Origin of the sequence: Planosporangium mesophilum (assembly GCF_016863255.1) — a bacterium.
Lineage (GTDB): Bacteria > Actinomycetota > Actinomycetes > Mycobacteriales > Micromonosporaceae > Planosporangium > Planosporangium mesophilum.
On sequence record NZ_BOON01000010.1, the window covers coordinates 19,446 to 37,485 of the forward strand.

Here is an 18,040-nt window from a genome sequence, read left to right on the forward strand (position 1 = left end):
TTCAGTAGCGGAACGCGCTGACGACCCGCTGCAGGTGCGCTGACATCTCGGCGAGGTTCCGGGCGGCGGCGTTCGCCTCGCCGACGCCGGCCGCGGCCGTCTGTACCGCCGTCGCCAGCCCGGCCATGCTCTCCGCGGCATCGTTGCCGATGGTCGCGGCCTCGTGAACGTTGCGACTCATCTCGGAGGTCGTGGCCGTCTGCTCCTCGACGGCCGACGCGACCATGGTCTGGAAATCGTTGATCTGGCTGATGATGTGGGCGATCTCTGCGATCGCCGAGACCGCGCTCGCGGTGTCGCTCTGAATGGCCTCGACGCGCCGGCTGATGTCCTCGGTGGCGCGGGCGGTCTCCTGGGCCAGGTCCTTGACCTCGCCGGCGACGACGGCGAAGCCCTTGCCGGCGTCGCCGGCCCGGGCGGCCTCGATGGTGGCGTTGAGGGCGAGCAGGTTGGTCTGCTCCGCGATCGAGGTGATCAGCTTGACCACGTTGCCGATCTCGGCCGAGGACTCGCCCAGACGGGCGACCACGGTGTTGGTGGATTCCGCCACGGTCACCGCCTTGCCGGCGATGTCGACGGCCTGGTTGACGTTCTGGCCGATCTCGCGGATCGAAAGGCCCATCTCCTCGGCGCCGGCCGAAACGGCGGTGACATTGCGGGAGGTTTCCTCGCTCGACTGCGAGACCGAGGCGGCGCGCTCCGCAGCTTCGGACACGCTGTCGTTGATGCTGGCGCTGGTGATCGACAGCTCCTCGGACGACGCTGCCAGCGCCCCGCTGGCCTCGCTGAGCGCCTGGACCGTCTCGCGCAGGCTCTCGGTCGCCGTGCCCAGCGCCGTCGCCATCTCGCCGGCCTCGTCGCGCTGACGTACCACGACGGTCTGGGTCAGGTCGCCGTCGGCCACGGCGCGCAGAACCTGGGCGACCCGCCGCAGCGGCAGAACCACCAGGCGGCCGACGTAGATCGCGACCGTCAGGGCGATCACCAGGCCGATCCCGATCAGGACCAGCACGTCGACCTGCGCGCCGGTGACGATGGTCTCGAAGTCCTCGGCCGCTACCAGCGCCTTGCTGGCGCGGTCGATCTCGGCCGTCAGTAACGTCTCGTACGCCTTGCGCAGGTCACGATTGGGGCCGTACCCGGCCTTGACCGCGTCGGCCCGGCGGCCGCTGTCGAAGAGGGCGAACTCGGCCTTGACCGCGTCGAACCAGCCGTCGATCTTGCCGCGGATCTCGTCGACCTTGGCTACCTCGGCCGGTGTCCTGGCCGATGTACGGGCCTGTTGCAGGGCGGCGTCGGCCACCGGCTGACGGCCCAGGAACTCGGACTTGTACTTGGCGTCACCGGCCGCGAGGTAGCCGCGCTCGTCGGTTGCGGCGGCCTTGGTCGCCAGGGCGGCGTTGCTCAGCCCGAGGATGTACGGGACCGCCTGACCGACCTCGCTCCGGCGGTATTCGCGCAGATCACCGATGCGGATGAGCGCGAGCGTGCCGACCAGGATGGACAGGATGATGCCGGTGGCCGTGGCGGCCAGGATCTTGGTGCCGATCCGCCGATCAGCGAACCAGCTCAATGGGCCCCGTCGGGTCCGGCCCTGGGCGGCCCCGGCATGTCCGTGCGACGACATCCCCCGCATCTCCCTCGCGCCCGGTGGGTCTCCGGCGGCCCACCCCTGTCCTCCCAATCGACCGGGGGATCCGGTACTCGATGAAAAAGACCGATATTTCCTCCGAGGGTAGTTGTTTCTATCTGAGCGGTATATTCCGGTCAGTCGTGATGTTACATATTTCGATTTCTGCCCAAATGTGATGTACGCAACGATTGCTATCTCTGTCGGTCGGGTACACCCCGGCCACGGCGCGAGCCGTGATCAACCGCGCGTAACCCGATGCCGACAGGGGTGATAATGACCTTCCCCGAGTACCTGGAGAGCCGGCGCGACCTGCTGCTGGCCCAGACCCTGGAGCACGCGTACATCGTGCTGGTCTCGGTCGCGCTCGCGACCGTCGTGGGGGTCGGAATCGGCGTCGCCACGTACCGCCGTCGACGGGCCCGGGCCATCGCGGTCGCGATCGCCGCGGCGATCCTGACCATCCCGTCGTTCGCGCTGCTCGGCCTCTTGATCGCCCCGCTGGGCCTGGGGTACCTGCCCGCGCTGGTGGCGCTGAGCCTGTACGCGTTGCTGCCGATCATCCGCAACACGGTCGTCGGCCTGACCGGGATCGACCCGGGGCTGGTCGAGTCGGCCCGGGGGATCGGGATGGGCCGGCTGCGGTCCCTGGCGACCGTGGAGCTACCGCTGGCCTGGCCGGTCATCCTCACCGGGATCCGGATCTCCGCCCAGATGACGGTGGGGATCGCCGCGATCGCCGCGTACGTCGGCGGTCCGGGCCTGGGCAACCAGATCTTCTCCGGCCTGGCCAACCTCGGCGGGGTCAACTCGCTGAACAACGCGCTGGTCGGCACGCTCGGCGTGGTCGTTCTCGCCCTCGTCCTCGACGGGTGCCTGGCCCTTCTGGGTGTGCTGACCCGACCCGGGCGTGCGGCCGGGTCGACCGCGTCCGGTCGGCCGCGCCGGGCGTCGGGTGCGCGGCCGCCGACCGTCTCCGCGGAGCCGGCTGCCCTTGTCTCCACCACCCAGGGAGGTCACTGATGACCGATGATGTGATGATCAGCCTCGAGAACGTGAGCAAGACCTACCGGGGGCAGAAGGCGCCGGCCGTGGAGAACGTCTCGATGACGATCCACCGGGGCGAGATCGTGGTGCTGGTGGGCCCGTCGGGCTGCGGCAAGACGACCACCATGAAGATGATCAACAGGCTGATCGAGCCGAGCGGCGGTCGGATCCTGGTCGACGGTGAGGACGTCACCGCTCTCGACGGCACCCAGCTGCGCCGCCGCATCGGGTACGTCATCCAGCAGGGCGGGCTGTTCCCGCACATGAGCGTGGCGACCAACATCGGGCTGGTACCCAAGATGCTCGGGTGGAAGCGGGGCCGGATCGAGGAACGGGTCGACGAACTGCTGCACCTGGTCGGCCTGGAGCCGGGCCAGTACCGCGACCGGCTTCCCCGCCAGCTGTCGGGCGGGCAGCAGCAGCGCGTCGGCGTTGCCCGGGCGCTGGCCGCCGATCCGCCGGTGATGCTGATGGACGAGCCGTTCGGCGCCACCGACCCGCTGACGCGCGACCGGCTGCAGAACGAGTTCCTGCGCCTGCAGGAGAAGCTGCAGAAGACGATCGTGTTCGTCACCCACGACTTCGACGAGGCGATCAAGATGGGGACGCGGATCGCGGTCCTGGGAGAGCGGTCGCGCATCCGCCAGTTCGACACCCCGGAGCAGCTGCTGGCCGCTCCCGCCGACGAGACCGTCGGCCAGTTCATCGGCGCCGGCGCCGCCCTCAAGCGGCTCAACCTGCGACGGATCGACTCGGTCGAGTGCGGCGACGCCGAGCTGATGGGCGTCGAGGAGTCACCCACCGCGGTGCTGCGACGGCTGGACTCCTGCGACGCCGACGCCGTCCTCACCGTCGACGGGCAGCGCCGGCCGCTGCGCTGGGTCGGCGTGCGCGACCTGGGGCCGGACCAGGCCGACCTGCGGGGGATCGGCCTGCCGGTCACCGTGGTGGAGTCGCGGGCGACCCTGCACGACGCGCTGGACCAGATGCTGACGTCGAACTGCGGCTCAGTCGTCGTGGTCGACGACGACGGCCGGTACTGCGGTGTGGTGAACATCGAGTGCCTGATGCGCGCGATCAGCGAGATGCGGGAGGCGGCGCGTGAGCGCGACCGCGGCGTGATCGAGGCGTCGCCGGGCACGCCCGCGCAGGCCGTCAGGGGGCGGCGATGAGCGCGGGTACCGTCGCGGGCGGCCCTGCGTCCATCGCCGCGCCGCCGCGCCGGCGCGGGCGCGGCCTGCTGCGCCGTCACTCGGCCATGCCGGTGGTCCTCGCGGCGGCGCTGCTCGGCACCTACCTGTGGGTGCGGTCCAGCCCGTTGGACGACATCGAGCGACGCTCCCTCAATGCCGACACCCTGCTGCGGCTACTCGGCCGGCACCTCGAACTCACCGCCGTCACCGCGGTGGTCGTGGTGGTGCTCGCGGTCGGCGCCGGGATCCTGCTGACCCGTCCGGCGCTGCGCTGGCTCGCCCCGGCCGCCACCTCGCTGGCGAACATCGGGCAGGCCACCCCGGCCATCGGGCTGCTGGTACTGCTCAGCATCTGGTTGGGCATCGGCTTCACGACGGCGGTGATCGGGCTGATCGCGTACGCCGTGCTGCCCGTTCTGCAGAACACGATCGTCGGCATCAACCAGGTCGACCGGAGCCTCGTGCAGGCAGGCAAGGGCATCGGCATGACACCGCTGGCCGTCCTGGTGCGCGTAGAGCTACCGCTGGCGGTGCCGGTCATCCTCGCCGGCATCCGTACCGCGCTGGTCCTCGCGGTGGGCGTGGCGACGCTGGCCGCGTTCATCGACGTCGGCGGCCTCGGTGAGCTGATCGTGACCGGCATCAAGCTGCAGCGGACCTCGGTGCTGGTCACCGGCGCCGTCCTCACCGCCGCGCTGGCGCTGGTACTGGACTGGCTCGGCGGCGTGGTCTCGGACCTGCTGCAGCCACGCGGACTCGACTGAGCCAGGAGGAAGTACATGCTCGGCAGGAAACTGGTAGCCGGCGCCGCGATCGTCGCCACGGCGCTGTTGGCGGGTTGTTCGGTGACGACGGAGAACGCCGCCGCCAAGGTGGCCGTCGGGTCGGGCTCGATCAAGCGGAACCCGGCGCTGGCCGGCCGCACGATCGCGGTCGGCTCCAAGGACTTCACCGAGAACATCCTCCTCGGACACCTCACGATGATCGCGCTCCAGGCGGCCGGCGCGAAGGTCGACAACCGCATCAACATCAAGGGCTCGGTCAACTCGCGCAAGGCGCTCGTCTCCGGCGACATCGACGTGTCCTGGGAGTACACCGGAACGGCCTGGATCACCTACCTCAACCACACCGATCCGATCCCCGAGTCCCGCCAGCAGTACGAGGCGGTGGTCGCGGAAGACAAGCAGCGCAACAACGTGGTCTGGGCGGCTCCGGCGCCGGCCAACAACACCTACGCCCTCGCGGTCCGCGAGGAGAAGGCCAAGGAGTGGGGCCTGCGGACGCTGTCCGACCTGGCCGCGTTCGCCCGTACCCACCCGGCCGAGGCCACCTTCTGCCTGGAGAGCGAGTTCGCCAGCCGCAACGACGGCTGGCCCGGCATGGCCAAGGCGTACGGCCTGAACGCGCCGCCGAGCAGCATCAGGACCGTCGACACCGGCGTCGTCTACACCGAGACGAAGAAGGGCACGTCCTGCAACTTCGGCGAGGTGTTCACCACCGACGGCCGGATCAGCAACCTCAAGCTGGTCCCGCTGGAGGACGACCGCAAGTTCTTCCCGATCTACAACCCGGCACTCACGATCAACGGCGCGACCGCGGCCAAGTACCCGGATCTGGTGAAGCTGCTCGACCCGGTCGCTGCCAGGCTCGACAACGACACCCTGCGCCGGCTCAACGAGGAGGTCGACGTCAAGGGTGAGCTGGCCTCCACGGTGGCCGAGAACTGGATGCGGCAGCAGGGCTTCATCCGCTGACCGAGCAGGCAAGGGCGTCCTCCCGCCCTACCGGCGCGCCCCGGGCCGCCGTGCCGCGCGGCGCCCCGCCGTACCGGCGGGCACCAGCCGTTCCCGCTTGGCCTCGATGAACTCCCGCAGCCGGTCCAGCGGCCAGGTGTTGATGACGTCGTCCGGGGTCAACCAGCCCCGCTGCGCCGTACCCACGCCGTACCGGAGGTTGTCCAGGTGCGCCACCGCGTGCGCGTCGGTGCTGATGGCGAACTTCACGCCGTACTGCTTGGCGCGCAGGATCTCCTCGTCGGGCAGGTCGAGCCGGTCCGGGAAGCTGTTGACCTCCATCGCGGTACCGGTGCGGGCGGCGGCCTCGAACACCGCGTCGAAGTCGGCGTTGACCGGCGGGCGCTGGTTGAGCCTGCGGGTCGTCGGGTGGCCGATGATGTTCACGTACGGGTTGTGGCAGGCGCGTACCAGCCGGCGGGTCATCGCCTTGCGTGGCTGGCCGAAGCGCGAGTGGACGGAGGCCACCCGCAGGTCGAACCCGGCGAGGAACTCCTCGTCCCAGTCGACCTCGCCGTCCGGGTCGATGTTGAGCTCGGTGCCGTGCAGTACCTCCAGTTCGACGGTGCCGGCCAGCATGCGCAGCCGCTCGCGCTGGTTGAGCATCTTCTCGTCGGTCATGCGCTGCATCGGCATGTTCTTCGCGTGGTCGGTGACGGCGTAGTAGTGGTAGCCGCGCGCCACCGCCGCGGTGAGCATGTCCACAAGAGACGCCGTGCCGTCGGTGAGGTCGGTGTGGGTGTGCAGGTCACCCCGGATGTCGGCGATGGTGACCAGCTGCGGCAGGTCGCCGCGGCGGGCCGCCTCGAGCTCGCCCCGGTCCTCGCGCAGCGTGGGCGGGATCCACGCCAGGTCCAGGCTCGCGTACACCTCCTCCTCGGTCTCGGACACGACCAGCGAGTTGTCTTCGACGCGGAACAGCCCGTACTCCGACAGCTTCAGTCCCTTGCGGACCGCGATCTCGCGTACCCGGATGTTGTGCTCCTTGGAGCCGGTGAAGTACTGCAGCGCGGCGCCCCACGACTGCGGCGGCACGACGCGCAGGTCGACCTGGAGGCCGGCGGTGGTGCGTACCGAGGTCTTGGTCGGGCCGTGCGCGATGACCTCGGTGACGAGGGGAAGGCGGGTGAAGGCGAGCATCAACGGGACCGGCGCGCTGGAGGCGGCGAGCACGTCCACGTCGCCGACGGTCTCCCGCATCCGGCGCAGCGACCCGGCGTACGCGCAGGTGAGGCAGCCGGGTTCGGCGGAGAGGGCGTGGACGATCTCCTCGGCCACCGCCATCGCGTCGCTGACCAGCGCCCGCCCCTGGCTCCGCGCCAGCAGTTCGATGCCGTGCAGCAGGTTCGCGGCGGTCTTGGGACCGAAGCCGTGCTGCTCCTCCAGCATGCCGGAGTGGATCGCGTCCTCCAGCTGCTCGACCGAGGAGATCCCCAGGTCGGTGTAGAGGGTCATCGCCCGTCTCGGCCCGAGCGTCGGAATCGTGGTCAGCTCGCGTACCCCGGCCGGGATCTGCTCGCGCAGCTCCTCGAGCGACGCGACCCGGCCGGTGCTGAAGTGCTCGATGATCTTCTCGGCGATCGACCGCCCCACGTTGGGGATCTCCCGGAGGCTCTCCAGGTCGAGATGGGACACGTCGGCGGGGTAGCCGGCGATGGTCCGGGCGGCGTTCTCGTACGCGCGGATGCGGTAGGGGTCGCCGTCCGTGATCGACAGCAGGTCGGCGAACTCCTGAAGCAGCGCCTCGACGGCCTCGTTCGGCCGGCTCATAGTCGCCAGTGTAGGTCGGCCGCGGCCCTGATCCGGTCGCCCGCTCAGGCGCCTCGGCGGATCCGGCCAGCGTAGCGCGCCTCGAGCTGGTTGTTGTGCTCGTCCCCGCCGGGGACGTTCATGGACAGGTACACCGGCGGCGCCTCGCCGGCCTCGATCAGGCGCCCGACCACCTCGGTGACGATCATCTGCGCCAGCGCGGCCCCGGTGACCGAGGAGACCGCGCCGGTGGCGCCGCCGCCCGGCAGGGGCAGCGCGGCATCCCCGTACGGCGCGCCGTTGTCGACGACGACGTCGGCCAGGTCGCACAGCCGCTTCCCGGACGGGTGGCGGGGCTCGACCCGGCCGGTGTGGTCCAGCGACGTGATCGCGATCAGGCCGTGGCCACGCTCCTTGACCAGGCGGGCCAGCTCGACGACCACGCCGTTGACCCCCGAGCTGGAGGCGATGACGAACACGTCGCCGTCCCGGACCGGTGCGAGCGCGAGGACGCGCTCCGCCACCGAGGGGTCGCGCTCCAGCCGTACGTCGTCCAGGACGCTCGCCGGCTCGCCGCCGTACAGCACGATGTCGCGCAGCGAGAGCCGGTTGGTCGGCACCAGCCCGCCGGCCCGACCGGCGATCTCCATGGCGAGTGCCTGCGAGTGCCCCGAGCCGAAGGCGTGCACCACCCCGTCCGCCCGGATCGCCTCGGTGATCAGGTCGGCCGCCCTGGACACCTGGGGCGCCTGCTCCCGCATCACGCGGGGGAGCAGGTCGGAGATGGCCTCGGCATACGTCTGGCTGTTGATGCTCATCTCTCCGAAGGTCACCCACCCATCCTGCCCGGCAGTGCCGGTGTCGAGCTACGTCAGATCCTGGGCTAGTCATGATCGCTATCAGTGAGGGTTAGGGCGGCTAAATCGGCCCAAACTCCTACCGATCGTCAGGAAATATAGCTCTCCGTGGTCGATTCGAAACTGGGAGCGCTACCATGGGCGACCCCCCGTCATCGACCCCCAGGAGAGCACGTGATCATCAGTAGGCGCCGTTGGTCGGCGCGTATGCGCGCGGCGGTGACTGCGGCCACCGCGCTCACCGCAACCGGACTCCTCGCCATCGGACCCGGCGCGACCGCGTTCGCGGCCGAGCCCACCAACCCGTCCGGCCTCAGCGCGAACGCGCAGCCCGGCGCGGTGCCCGAGATGTACAAGTCGGGTACCGGTCCCAAGGTCCGTGTCAACCAGGTCGGGTACCTGACCAACGGCCCGAAGAACGCGACCCTCACCACCGGCGCCGAGACGGGTCTGCCGTGGCAGCTCAAGGACGCCAAGGGCAAGGTCGTGGCCACTGGCACGACCACGCCGCGGGGCCTGGACGGCGCCTCGGCGCACAATGTCCACTCGATCGACTTCAGCAAGTACGCGACTCCCGGCAAGGGGTACAAGCTGGTCGTCGACGGTGAGGCGAGCCACCCGTTCGCCATCGGCGACAACCTGTACGAGACCCTTCGCCAGGACGCGCTGAAGTTCTACTACACCCAGCGCAGCGGCATCGCCGTCGACGACAAGCTGCGGCCCGGCTACGGCCGGCCGGCCGGCCACGTGTCGCAGGACGAGACCGGCGACCTCGCCGTGGGCTGCCTCAACAACGGCTGTGACTACAAGCTCAACGTCAAGGGCGGTTGGTACGACGCCGGCGACCAGGGCAAGTACGTGGTCAACGGCGGCATCTCGGTCTTCCAGCTGATGAACCAGTTCGAGCGCTCGAAGACGGCCAAGACGGCCGACGCCAAGAAGATGGGCGACGGCACGCTGGCCATCCCGGAGAGCCGCAACAAGGTGCCGGACATCCTCGACGAGGCGCGCTGGGAGCAGGAGTTCCTGCTCAGCATGCAGGTGCCGGACGGCAAGACCAACGCCGGCATGGCCCACCACAAGATCCACGACGAGAGCTGGACCGGGCTACCGACGCTGCCGCACCAGGACACCAAGAAGCGGGTGCTGCACCCGCCGTCGACCGCCGCGACGCTCAACCTCGCCGCCACCGGTGCCCAGGCGGCCCGGGTGTTCGCCCCCTACGACAAGAAGTTCGCCGAGAAGAACCTCGTCGCGGCGAAGAAGGCGTGGGCCGCGGCCAAGGCCAACCCGAACATGATGGCGTCGGGGGACAGCGGCTCCGGCGGTGGTGGCTACGGCGACTGGAACCTCGCCGACGAGTTCTACTGGGCCGCCGCCGAGCTGTACCTGACCACCGGCGACAAGGAGTTCGCCGACTACATCCAGAATTCGTCGCTGCACAAGGACGACATCTGGAACGAGCGTGGCTTCTCCTGGGACCGCGTCGCCGCGCTCGGCCGGCTCGACCTGGCCACCGTGCCCAGCAACCTGCCCGACCGGGAGCGGATCCGCGAGTCGGTCGTGACGGGTGCCGACAAGTACCTGGCCGCGCTGCAGAAGAACCCGTGGGGCATGCCCTACTCCCCGTCGGACAACCGGTACGACTGGGGCTCCAACAGCCTGATCCTCAACAACATGGTGGTGATGGCGACCGCGTTCGACATCACCGGCGAGACCAAGTACCGCGACGGCGTGCTGCAGGGCATGGACTACATCCTCGGCCGCAACGTCCTGAACCGGTCGTACGTGACGGGGTACGGGTCGTCGTACTCGGTCAACCAGCACTCCCGTTGGTACGCACACCAGCTGGACAAGAAGCTGCCGCCGCCGCCTGCGGGCACCATCGCCGGTGGTCCCAACGGTGGCAACGAGGACGACCTGGCGAAGAAGCAGCTCGCCGGCTGCGTCGGTCAGTTCTGCTACATGGACGACATCATGGCGTTCGCGAGCAACGAGCTGACCATCAACTGGAACGCGCCGCTGTCCTGGGTCACGGCGTTCGTCTCTGACCAGAAGGGCTCGTCGGCCCCGAAGCCGGCTCCGGCTCCGGCCGACCCGGCCGCGCAGAAGTAACCCTCGAAAACGAAACCGCCGGCCAGCCCGTGGGGGCTGGCCGGCGGTTTCGTCTGTGCCCCTCACCGGCGCGGCAGCAGCGCCTCGAGGCCGGTCAGGACGATGTCCAGGCCGGCCTCGAACTCGTTCCCCGGGTCCTGGTTGGACAGCTCCGGGCCGACCTCGGCGACGGACGGCAGCAGCCGGTCGGTCGTCACGTGGTCCAGCGTGGCTGGCGTGGCGCCGGCCGCCGGATGTGCCGCGAAGTAGTCGCCCAGCTCGATCTGCGCCGTCCCGAGCGAGTACGCGACGAGCGTCCGGTACGCCTGCGCCGTGGTCTTCGGGTCGAACCCGGCGGCCCGGAACGACCGGAAGCCGGCCTCGACGAAGGCCAGTGAGTCGGGCGTACGGGGTGGGAACCGGGCGATCAGCGGCGCGGCGTGCGGGTGGCGCAGCCCGACCGCGCGGGCCGAGCGCATGATCCGACGGGCCGTCTCCTGCCAGCTCGTACCCGCCGGGGGCGCCTCGATCTCGGCCAGGATGAGCTGCGTGACCGCCTCCAGCACCGCCTCCTTGTCCGGGAAGTGGTTGTAGAGCGCCATCGGTGACGTGCCGAGCTCGGCGGCCAGGCGGCGCATCGTGAGTGCCTCGATCCCCGCGGCGTCGAGGACGGCGAGGGCGGCCGCGGCGATGGCCCGCTCGGTAAGGCGTGCCTGTCTGGGCACCTCTTACTCCTTCGTTCGTATGACGTCTACCCGACTGCCCCACTCGTTATCGGTAACAGCGTACGTCAATCAGATAACGCTGTAGATAAATTGAAGGGTAGCGCTGAAATGTCCATGGTCAAGTCCCCGTCGGGTGTGCGCACCGCGGCGCGGGTGGTCAACGCCACGAAGCTGTACGGTCGGGCGGACTCCGCGGTACGCGCGCTCGACAACGTGAGCGTGGAGTTCCAGGGTGCCGCCTTCACCGCCATCATGGGGCCGTCCGGCTCCGGCAAGTCCACCCTGCTGCACTGCCTCGCGGGCCTCGACACGCTGACCGAGGGTCAGGTCCTCATCGGCGACACCGACGTCTCCCGGCTCAACGACGCCGACCTCACGCTGCTGCGCCGCAACCGGCTCGGCTTCATCTTCCAGAGCTACAACCTGGTACCGACGCTGACCGCCGAGGAGAACATCGTGCTGCCGCTGCGCCTCGGCGGCCGCAAGGCCGACCCGCAGTGGCTGGCCCAGGTCGTGACCGCCGTCGGGCTCGCCGACCGGCTCCACCACACGCCCGCCGAGCTCTCCGGCGGCCAGCAGCAGCGGGTGGCCGCCGCCCGCGCGCTGATCAGCCGGCCCGAGATCGTCTTCGCCGACGAGCCCACCGGTGCGCTCGACTCCCGCTCCAGCGCCGATCTGCTGCGGTTCCTGCGCCACGCGGTGGACGAGTACGGGCAGACGATCGTCATGGTCACCCACGACGCGGTCGCCGCCGGCTACGCCGACCGGGTGCTGTTCCTCCGGGACGGCCGGGTGGTCGACGAGATGACCGAGCCGACCGCCGACCGGATCCTCGACGCGATGAAGGGTCTCGGTGAGTGATGTTCGGGCTCACCCTCAAGGGGCTGCTCGCCCGTAAGGTGCGGCTGCTGCTCACCGCGGTCTCGGTCATGCTCGGCGTGGCCTTCGTGACCGGCTCCCTCGTGCTCACCGACACCGTGAACGCGGCGTTCGACCAGCTCTACGCCGGGCTGACCAAGGGTACCGACGTCAGCGTGCGATCCAAGGCGGCGTTCACCGACACCGCCACGATGGGCTCGCCCAAGCCGTTCGACGCCAAGGTCGTCGACCAGATTCGCAAGGTCGACGGCGTGGCCGCCGCCGAGGGCTCGCTGACCGGGTTCGCGCTGATGCTCGACAAGTCCGGCAAGCCGATCCAGCCCGGCGGCGCGCCGACCCTCGCCGCCGGCTTTCAGACCGACCGGGAGCTGGCCGGCGGGTTCAGCATGCGCAAGGGTCGGGGCCCGGAGGCTCCGACCGAGGTGGTCATCGACGCGGGCACCGCCCGCAAGCAGGGATTCACCCCCGGTGATCCGATCAAGATCATGTTCGAGACGGGCGGTCAGCGGCAGTTCACGGTCGTCGGCATCGCCGGCTTCGGTGAGGCCGACAACCTGGCCGGTGCGACCCTGGCCACGTTCCAGATGTCGACCGCCCAGGAACTGCTCGGCCGGAGCGGCCAGTTCGACACGATCGACGTGCGGGGCAAGACCGGGATCAAGCCCGACGAACTGCGCTCGCGGATCGCGCGCGTGCTGCCGACCGGGCTGGAGGCGGTGACCAGCGAGACCGTGTCCAGCGAGGCCAGCAAGTCCGTCAGCGACGCGCTCAGCATCTTCACCAAGATCTTCCTGGGCTTCGCGGCGGTCTCGCTGCTGGTCGGCTCGTTCATCATCTGGAACACGTTCTCGATCCTGGTCACCCAGCGCTCGCGTGAGCACGCGTTGCTGCGCGCGATCGGCGCCGGTCGCCGGCAGATCCTCGGCAGCGTCCTGGCCGAGGCGGTCGTCGTCGGCCTGGTCGCCTCCGGCCTCGGCCTCGGCGTCGGGCTGGCGGTGGCGGGCGGCCTGCGCGGGCTGATGTCCGTGATCGGCATGGAGCTGCCGAGCGCGTCCCTGCAGCTTCATCTCCGTACGGTGGTCGCCGCCTTCGCGGTCGGCGTCGGCATCACGGTGGTGGCGGCGCTCGCGCCGGCGTGGAAGGCCACGCGTACGCCGCCGATCGCGGCGCTGCGCGACGCGGCGACCCCCGCGAAGGGGGTGTCGCGCTGGCGCCTGGCCGTCGGTGGCCTCCTGTTCGTCGGCGGGGTCGCGGGGCTGATCCGGGCGATGAGCGCGGACTCCCAGGTGGCCGCGGCAGGTGCCGGGGCGCTGGCCACCTTCTTCGGGCTCACGATGCTGGCCCCGGTCGCGGTCCGGCCACTGGTCCGGGTACTCGGCGCGCCGATCGCCGGCAGCGTCACCGGCGGCATGGGCCGGCTCAACGCGGCGCGCTCCCCGCGTCGTACCGCCTCCACCGCGACGGCGCTCGTCATCGGGCTCGCGCTCGTCGTGGGCATCACCGTGGTGGCGTCGTCGGTCAAGGCGTCGGTCGGGGACGTGGTCGACCGGGCGAACAAGGCGGACCTGATCCTCAAGTCCGCCAGTCAGTTCGCGCCGGGCTTCCCGTCCGGGGTCGCCGACAAGCTGCGCAGGGTGCCCGAGGTGGGCACGGTGTCGGAGATGCGCTTCGGGGTGGCGCAGATCGACGGCGCGACGACGTACGTCGCCGGGGTGGACCCCGCCACGGTTGACAGGATGGCCAACCTCGGCGTCGAGTCGGGCTCGCTCGCCGCGCTCGGTACCGACGGCGTGCTGGTCAACACCGACGTCGCGACGCTCAAGGGCCTGCGGGTGGGCTCGCCGTTCCCGGTGAAGTTCGCGCAGAGCGGCGACCGGAAGCTGCGGGTGGCCGGCACGTTCACCGACAAGACCCTGGTCGGCTCCAGCTACCTGGTCAGCCTCGACACCTACAACGCCAACTTCTCAGAGCGGCTCGACATCGCGGTACTGGTGGGCGCCCGCAAGGGCGTCACCACGGAGCAGGTCAAGCAGGCGGCGAAGGCGGCCCTGACCGAGTACCCGAACGTCGCGATCTCCGACAGCGCCGAACTGAAGAAGACCCAGAACGACAGCGTCGACCAGCTGCTCGGCATGGTGTACGTGATGCTCCTGCTGGCCGTGGTGATCGCCCTGCTCGGCGTGGTCAACACGCTCGCGCTGTCGGTGCTGGAGCGCACCCGGGAGCTCGGCCTGCTGCGGGCCGTCGGCATGACCCGCACGCAGGTCCGCTCGGCGGTCCGCTGGGAGGCGGTACTGATCGCGGCCGTCGGCGCGCTCCTGGGGCTGGGGCTGGGCCTGGCCTTCGGTGCGGCGTTCTCGCGGTCGCTGGCGTCCATCGGCATCGTCACCGTCGCCGTGCCCATCGTGCAGCCGCTGGTGTGCGCGGTGATCGCGGCGCTGGCCGGCGTCGTCGCCGCGATCTTCCCGGCGCGCCGGGCCGCGAAGGTCGACATCCTGCGGGCGGTCGTCACGGAGTGACCCGCGCTCCGTACCCCGTGGGCGGGTCAACGCCCGCTCACGGGGTACGGAGCCATCCATGCCTATCGGAGCGCAACCCAGGGGAGCCCGTGGAACGGTCGGGCACCCCTACAGTGCGTTGAACCTGCGTCTGGCGTTCGCCGGCTTCGGCCTGGTCACCTGTGCCCTGCTCGCGGTCGGCCTGGCGGTGGTCGGCGCCCGTGCCCTGGCCGTGGTCGCCGCCGTACTGGCGGTCGTCGCGCTCGTCGACGTCGTCGTCATCCAGCTGCGGCGACGGCACGCGGGCCGGGCCGGCCCCGGCAGGCGCTCGCTCTTCAGCTGAGGTTCGCCGGCACCGCGCGGGCTCAGCCCGGCGGCGCTCCGACGGCGTCGCGGACCTGATCGCCCTTTGCGAGCCCGCTGTTGCGGGCGCAGTTCGCGCAGCAGAAGAACCGGCCGTCGACCTCGACGCCGTGCCCGACGATCTTGACCTGGCAGTACTCGCAGACGGGCGCGAGCCGGTGGATGGCGCACTCGAACGAGTCGAACACGTGGACGGCGCCGGCTGCATGGATCTCGAACGACATCCGGTAGTCGTTGTGACAGACTTCGCAAACGGCCATGCTTCCGAGGGTGCGCCCTGCGGGCTGGGGCGGCAACCGGAGGACGGGCGCCCGCCCGCCCCCGGGTGCCGGCGTTCGACGCGCTCGTGATCTAGGGTGGGCGGTATGACCGCAAGCAAACCGACCGTCGAGTTCCCCGAGGGCGACGCCCCGACCGAGCTGCAGATCAAGGACCTCGTCGAAGGCGAGGGCGCCGAAGCGAAGGCCGGCGACCAGGTGGTGGTGCACTACGTGGGCGTGGCCCACTCGACCGGTGAGCAGTTCGACGCGTCGTGGGACCGCGGCTCGCCGTTCACCTTCCCGCTCGGCGGCGGCCGGGTCATCGCCGGCTGGGACCAGGGCGTACAGGGCATGAGGGTCGGCGGCCGCCGTCAGCTGACCATCCCGCCGCAGCTCGGCTACGGCGACCGCGGCGCCGGTGGCGTCATCAAGCCGGGGGAGACCCTGATCTTCGTCGTCGACCTGCTCGACGTGCGCTGACCTGATCCTCCGGCGCGGGGGGCACGCTGGCGCGCCGCCCGTACGCGGTCGGGGCGCCCGGTCAGGTGGCCTGAGCAGGGGAGGTGGCGTTGCGTATCCGTACGGTCGTCGTGGTCCTGCTCGTCACGGTCGTTGTGATCGGGCTGGGCTGCTACGGCGCGCTGCGCCTGCTCATGCCCGCGGCGCTGCAGCCGTCACCGCCGCAGCCCGTGTGCGTGGCACGGGCCGACGGTGAGGCGAGGCTCGAGCCCGAACAGATGGCGAACGCGGCGACGATCGCGGCGGTCGGGATGCGCCGCCGGCTGCCGGTACGCGCGGTGCAGATCGCCCTCGCCACCGCGATGCAGGAGTCGCACCTGCGCAACCTCGCGGGCGGTGACCGCGACTCGATCGGCCTGTTCCAGCAGCGGCCGAGCCAGGGTTGGGGCAGGCCCGAGCAGCTGGCCGACCCCCGCTTCGCGGCCGGGGCCTTCTACGGCGCGCTGGTGAAGCTGCGCGGCTGGCAGCAGATGGACATGGGCGACGCGGCGCAGGCCGTCCAGCGCAGCGCCTTCCCGGACGCGTACGACCAGTGGGTCGAATCGTCGGGAGTGCTGGCCCGCGCCCTGTACGGGGCGGGCGACGGGGCCGTCGCCTGTACGGTCACCGCCGGTTCGCAGCCGCGCGGTCCGGCGGCGGTCGACGCGCTCACCGCCGCGCTGCGGGCCGACTGGGGCGAGGTGGGGCTGACCGCCGGACCGGCCGCGACCGAGCTCACCGTGCGACCGGCGGACGCGGTGGCCGCCTGGCGGTACGCGTACTGGATCGTGTCGCACGCGCAGGAGCACGGCGTCGAGGAGGTTCGCGTCGGCGGCCTGGTGTGGCAGGCCACCGCCGGCCGGTGGAGCGGGCCGTCGGCCGCGCCGCCGCCGACCACGGGGGCGTCGGTGGTGGCGCGGCTGCACCGCGGGTAGTGCCTACAGGTCGAGGCCGGTCAGCACCATGACCCGCTCGTACGTGTAGTCCTCCATCGCGTACCGCACGCCCTCCCGGCCCACGCCGGACTCCTTCACGCCGCCGTACGGCATCTGGTCGGCGCGGAAGCTGGGGACGTCGCCGATGACGACGCCGCCCACCTCGAGCTCGCGGTGGGCGCGGAACGCGGTGGGCAGGTCCCGGGTGAACACCCCGGCCTGCAGCCCGTACCGGGAGGCGTTGACCCGCGCGAACGCCTCGTCGACGCCGTCCACCGCGTCGAGGACCAGGACCGGGCCGAAGACCTCCTCGCAGGAGACCTTGGCGTCCGCCGGCACGTCGACCAGCACCGTCGGCGCGACGGTGGCGCCGTCCCGGGTACCGCCGGTGAGGACCTTCGCACCGGCCGCGACGGCCTCGCGGATCCACTCCTCGACCCGGCGCGCGGCGGCCTCGTCGATGAGCGGGCCGACCTCGGTGGCGTCGTCCCACGGGTCACCGGTCCGCGCACCGGCGACGGCGGTCGTGATCCGCTCGGCGAGGGCGTCGAAGACGGACCGGTCGGCGAAGACGCGCTGTACCGAGATGCAGGACTGACCGGCCTGGTAGTTGGCGAACGTGGCGATCCGGGCGGCGGCGACGTCGAGATCGGCTTCGCTCGACCAGTCCGGGCAGACCACGGCGGCCGCGTTGCCGCCGAGCTCGAGCGTGACGTGCTTGTGCGGCACCGCCTGCTTGATGCCCCAGCCGACCGGGCCGGAGCCGGTGAACGAGACCACCGGCAGGCGGGGGTCGGCCACCAGCGCGGCGGTCTCCTCGTTGAGCAGGGGCAGCACCGACCACATGCCCGCCGGCAGGTCGCACTCGGCGAGCAGTTCGCCGAGCAGCAGCGCTGACAGGGGCGTCTTCGGTGCGGGCTTGATGAGGACCGGCGCGCCGACGGCGATCGCCGGAGCGACCTTGTGGGCGACGAGGTTGAGCGGGAAGTTGAACGGCGCGATCGCCAGTACCGGCCCGCGCGGGAAGCGACGGGTGACCGCGATCCGGCCGGCGGCGCCCGCGTCGGTGTCCAGCCGCTGGAGCTCGCCGGACCAGCGCCGCGCCTCCTCGGAGGCCCAGCGGAAGGTGGAGACCGCGCGGGCCACCTCGCCGCGGGCCCACGTCAGCGGCTTGCCGTTCTCCGCCGTGATGAGCCGGGCGACCTCCTCGGCCCGCTCGGCCAGCCGGCGCGCCACGTGCGCGAGGGCCTCGGCCCGGGCGTACGCGGGCAGCGCCGCGGCCTCGGCCGCCACCGCCTGCGCCGCCGTGACCGCCTCCTCGACCTGCGCGGCCGTCGGCACCGACACCGACGCCACCGTCCGCCCGTCGTACGGGTGCCGCACCTCGAAGGCCTGCTCGCCCGTAGCGGGCCGCCCGGCCACCCAGAACCTGCGTGCGTCGCTCATCGCCTCGCGACTCCTCCTTCCATGGTCCAAAACACGACTGACCGGGCCGGTGCTGGTGCACGGCCCGGTCAGT

Annotated in this window: 16 protein-coding genes; 10 read left to right on the forward strand and 6 right to left on the reverse strand. The window is 70.9% G+C overall.

From position 1 onward, the window contains the following. Position 1 precedes the first annotated feature (1 nt). Positions 2-1,573: a methyl-accepting chemotaxis protein gene (locus Pme01_RS06055; protein ID WP_168114708.1), complete on the reverse strand. Its 1,572-nt coding sequence runs from the start codon at positions 1,571-1,573 to the stop codon at positions 2-4. 333 nt (positions 1,574-1,906) lie between these two features. Here Pme01_RS06055 and Pme01_RS06060 point away from each other — a divergent pair, with 333 nt between their 5' ends. The 4 genes from Pme01_RS06060 to Pme01_RS06075 are packed head-to-tail and all read left to right on the forward strand — an operon-like array spanning position 1,907 to position 5,624. Next, complete coding sequence (locus Pme01_RS06060; RefSeq protein WP_168114709.1) at positions 1,907-2,653, forward strand: ABC transporter permease; 747 nt, start codon at positions 1,907-1,909, stop codon at positions 2,651-2,653. Then, positions 2,653-3,849 carry an ABC transporter ATP-binding protein gene (locus tag Pme01_RS06065; RefSeq protein ID WP_168114710.1) on the forward strand — a complete coding sequence of 399 codons (1,197 nt, stop codon included), beginning with the start codon at positions 2,653-2,655 and terminating at the stop codon, positions 3,847-3,849. The genes Pme01_RS06060 and Pme01_RS06065 overlap by 1 nt, the downstream gene beginning before the upstream one ends. Continuing rightward, positions 3,846-4,634, forward strand: a complete 789-nt coding sequence (locus Pme01_RS06070) for an ABC transporter permease (RefSeq protein WP_168114711.1) — start codon at positions 3,846-3,848, stop codon at positions 4,632-4,634. Before Pme01_RS06065 ends, Pme01_RS06070 begins: the two co-directional genes overlap by 4 nt. A gap of 15 nt (positions 4,635-4,649) precedes the next feature. Further along, positions 4,650-5,624, forward strand: a complete 975-nt coding sequence (locus Pme01_RS06075; protein WP_168114712.1) for a glycine betaine ABC transporter substrate-binding protein — start codon at positions 4,650-4,652, stop codon at positions 5,622-5,624. 27 nt (positions 5,625-5,651) lie between these two features. Here Pme01_RS06075 and polX read toward each other — a convergent pair whose 3' ends face one another. Both polX and Pme01_RS06085 read right to left on the reverse strand, forming a co-directional pair. Continuing rightward, the gene (gene polX, locus Pme01_RS06080) at positions 5,652-7,433 is read right to left on the reverse strand and encodes a DNA polymerase/3'-5' exonuclease PolX (RefSeq protein ID WP_168114713.1); all 1,782 of its coding nucleotides are present in this window, start codon (positions 7,431-7,433) and stop codon (positions 5,652-5,654) included. Positions 7,434-7,477: 44 nt separating this feature from the next. Further along, positions 7,478-8,230 (reverse strand): sugar isomerase domain-containing protein, encoded by a 753-nt coding sequence (locus tag Pme01_RS06085; protein ID WP_168114714.1) that lies wholly within the window; start codon positions 8,228-8,230, stop codon positions 7,478-7,480. A gap of 213 nt (positions 8,231-8,443) precedes the next feature. Here Pme01_RS06085 and Pme01_RS06090 point away from each other — a divergent pair, with 213 nt between their 5' ends. Further along, positions 8,444-10,384 (forward strand): glycoside hydrolase family 9 protein, encoded by a 1,941-nt coding sequence (locus Pme01_RS06090; RefSeq protein ID WP_275408501.1) that lies wholly within the window; start codon positions 8,444-8,446, stop codon positions 10,382-10,384. 62 nt (positions 10,385-10,446) lie between these two features. Here the strand turns inward: Pme01_RS06090 and Pme01_RS06095 are convergent, their stop codons facing one another. After that, entirely contained in the window at positions 10,447-11,088 is a 642-nt protein-coding gene (locus tag Pme01_RS06095; RefSeq protein ID WP_168114715.1) for a TetR/AcrR family transcriptional regulator, read from the reverse strand. 108 nt (positions 11,089-11,196) lie between these two features. Here Pme01_RS06095 and Pme01_RS06100 point away from each other — a divergent pair, with 108 nt between their 5' ends. The 3 genes from Pme01_RS06100 (at position 11,197) to Pme01_RS06110 (ending at position 14,808) form a co-directional block, all read left to right on the forward strand. Then, the gene (locus tag Pme01_RS06100; protein ID WP_203935461.1) at positions 11,197-11,949 is read left to right on the forward strand and encodes an ABC transporter ATP-binding protein; all 753 of its coding nucleotides are present in this window, start codon (positions 11,197-11,199) and stop codon (positions 11,947-11,949) included. Beyond that, positions 11,949-14,486, forward strand: a complete 2,538-nt coding sequence (locus tag Pme01_RS06105) for an ABC transporter permease (protein WP_168114716.1) — start codon at positions 11,949-11,951, stop codon at positions 14,484-14,486. The genes Pme01_RS06100 and Pme01_RS06105 overlap by 1 nt, the downstream gene beginning before the upstream one ends. Before the next feature lie 118 nt (positions 14,487-14,604). Beyond that, entirely contained in the window at positions 14,605-14,808 is a 204-nt protein-coding gene (locus Pme01_RS06110; protein ID WP_239088047.1) for a DUF6343 family protein, read from the forward strand. 22 nt (positions 14,809-14,830) lie between these two features. On the opposite strand, the gene Pme01_RS06115 is transcribed toward Pme01_RS06110, so the two are convergent. Beyond that, on the reverse strand, positions 14,831-15,088 hold the full coding sequence (locus Pme01_RS06115; protein WP_168114718.1) for a metallothionein: 258 nt from the start codon (positions 15,086-15,088) through the stop codon (positions 14,831-14,833). A gap of 105 nt (positions 15,089-15,193) precedes the next feature. On the opposite strand from Pme01_RS06115, the gene Pme01_RS06120 reads away from it, so the two are divergent. Together Pme01_RS06120 and Pme01_RS06125 are read left to right on the forward strand one after the other, a co-directional pair. Further along, positions 15,194-15,568: an FKBP-type peptidyl-prolyl cis-trans isomerase gene (locus Pme01_RS06120; RefSeq protein ID WP_168114719.1), complete on the forward strand. Its 375-nt coding sequence runs from the start codon at positions 15,194-15,196 to the stop codon at positions 15,566-15,568. 83 nt (positions 15,569-15,651) lie between these two features. Next, positions 15,652-16,521, forward strand: a complete 870-nt coding sequence (locus tag Pme01_RS06125) for a hypothetical protein (RefSeq protein ID WP_373315457.1) — start codon at positions 15,652-15,654, stop codon at positions 16,519-16,521. Positions 16,522-16,524: 3 nt separating this feature from the next. Here Pme01_RS06125 and Pme01_RS06130 read toward each other — a convergent pair whose 3' ends face one another. Continuing rightward, positions 16,525-17,967, reverse strand: a complete 1,443-nt coding sequence (locus tag Pme01_RS06130) for an aldehyde dehydrogenase family protein (RefSeq protein WP_168114721.1) — start codon at positions 17,965-17,967, stop codon at positions 16,525-16,527. Positions 17,968-18,040 lie beyond the last annotated feature (73 nt).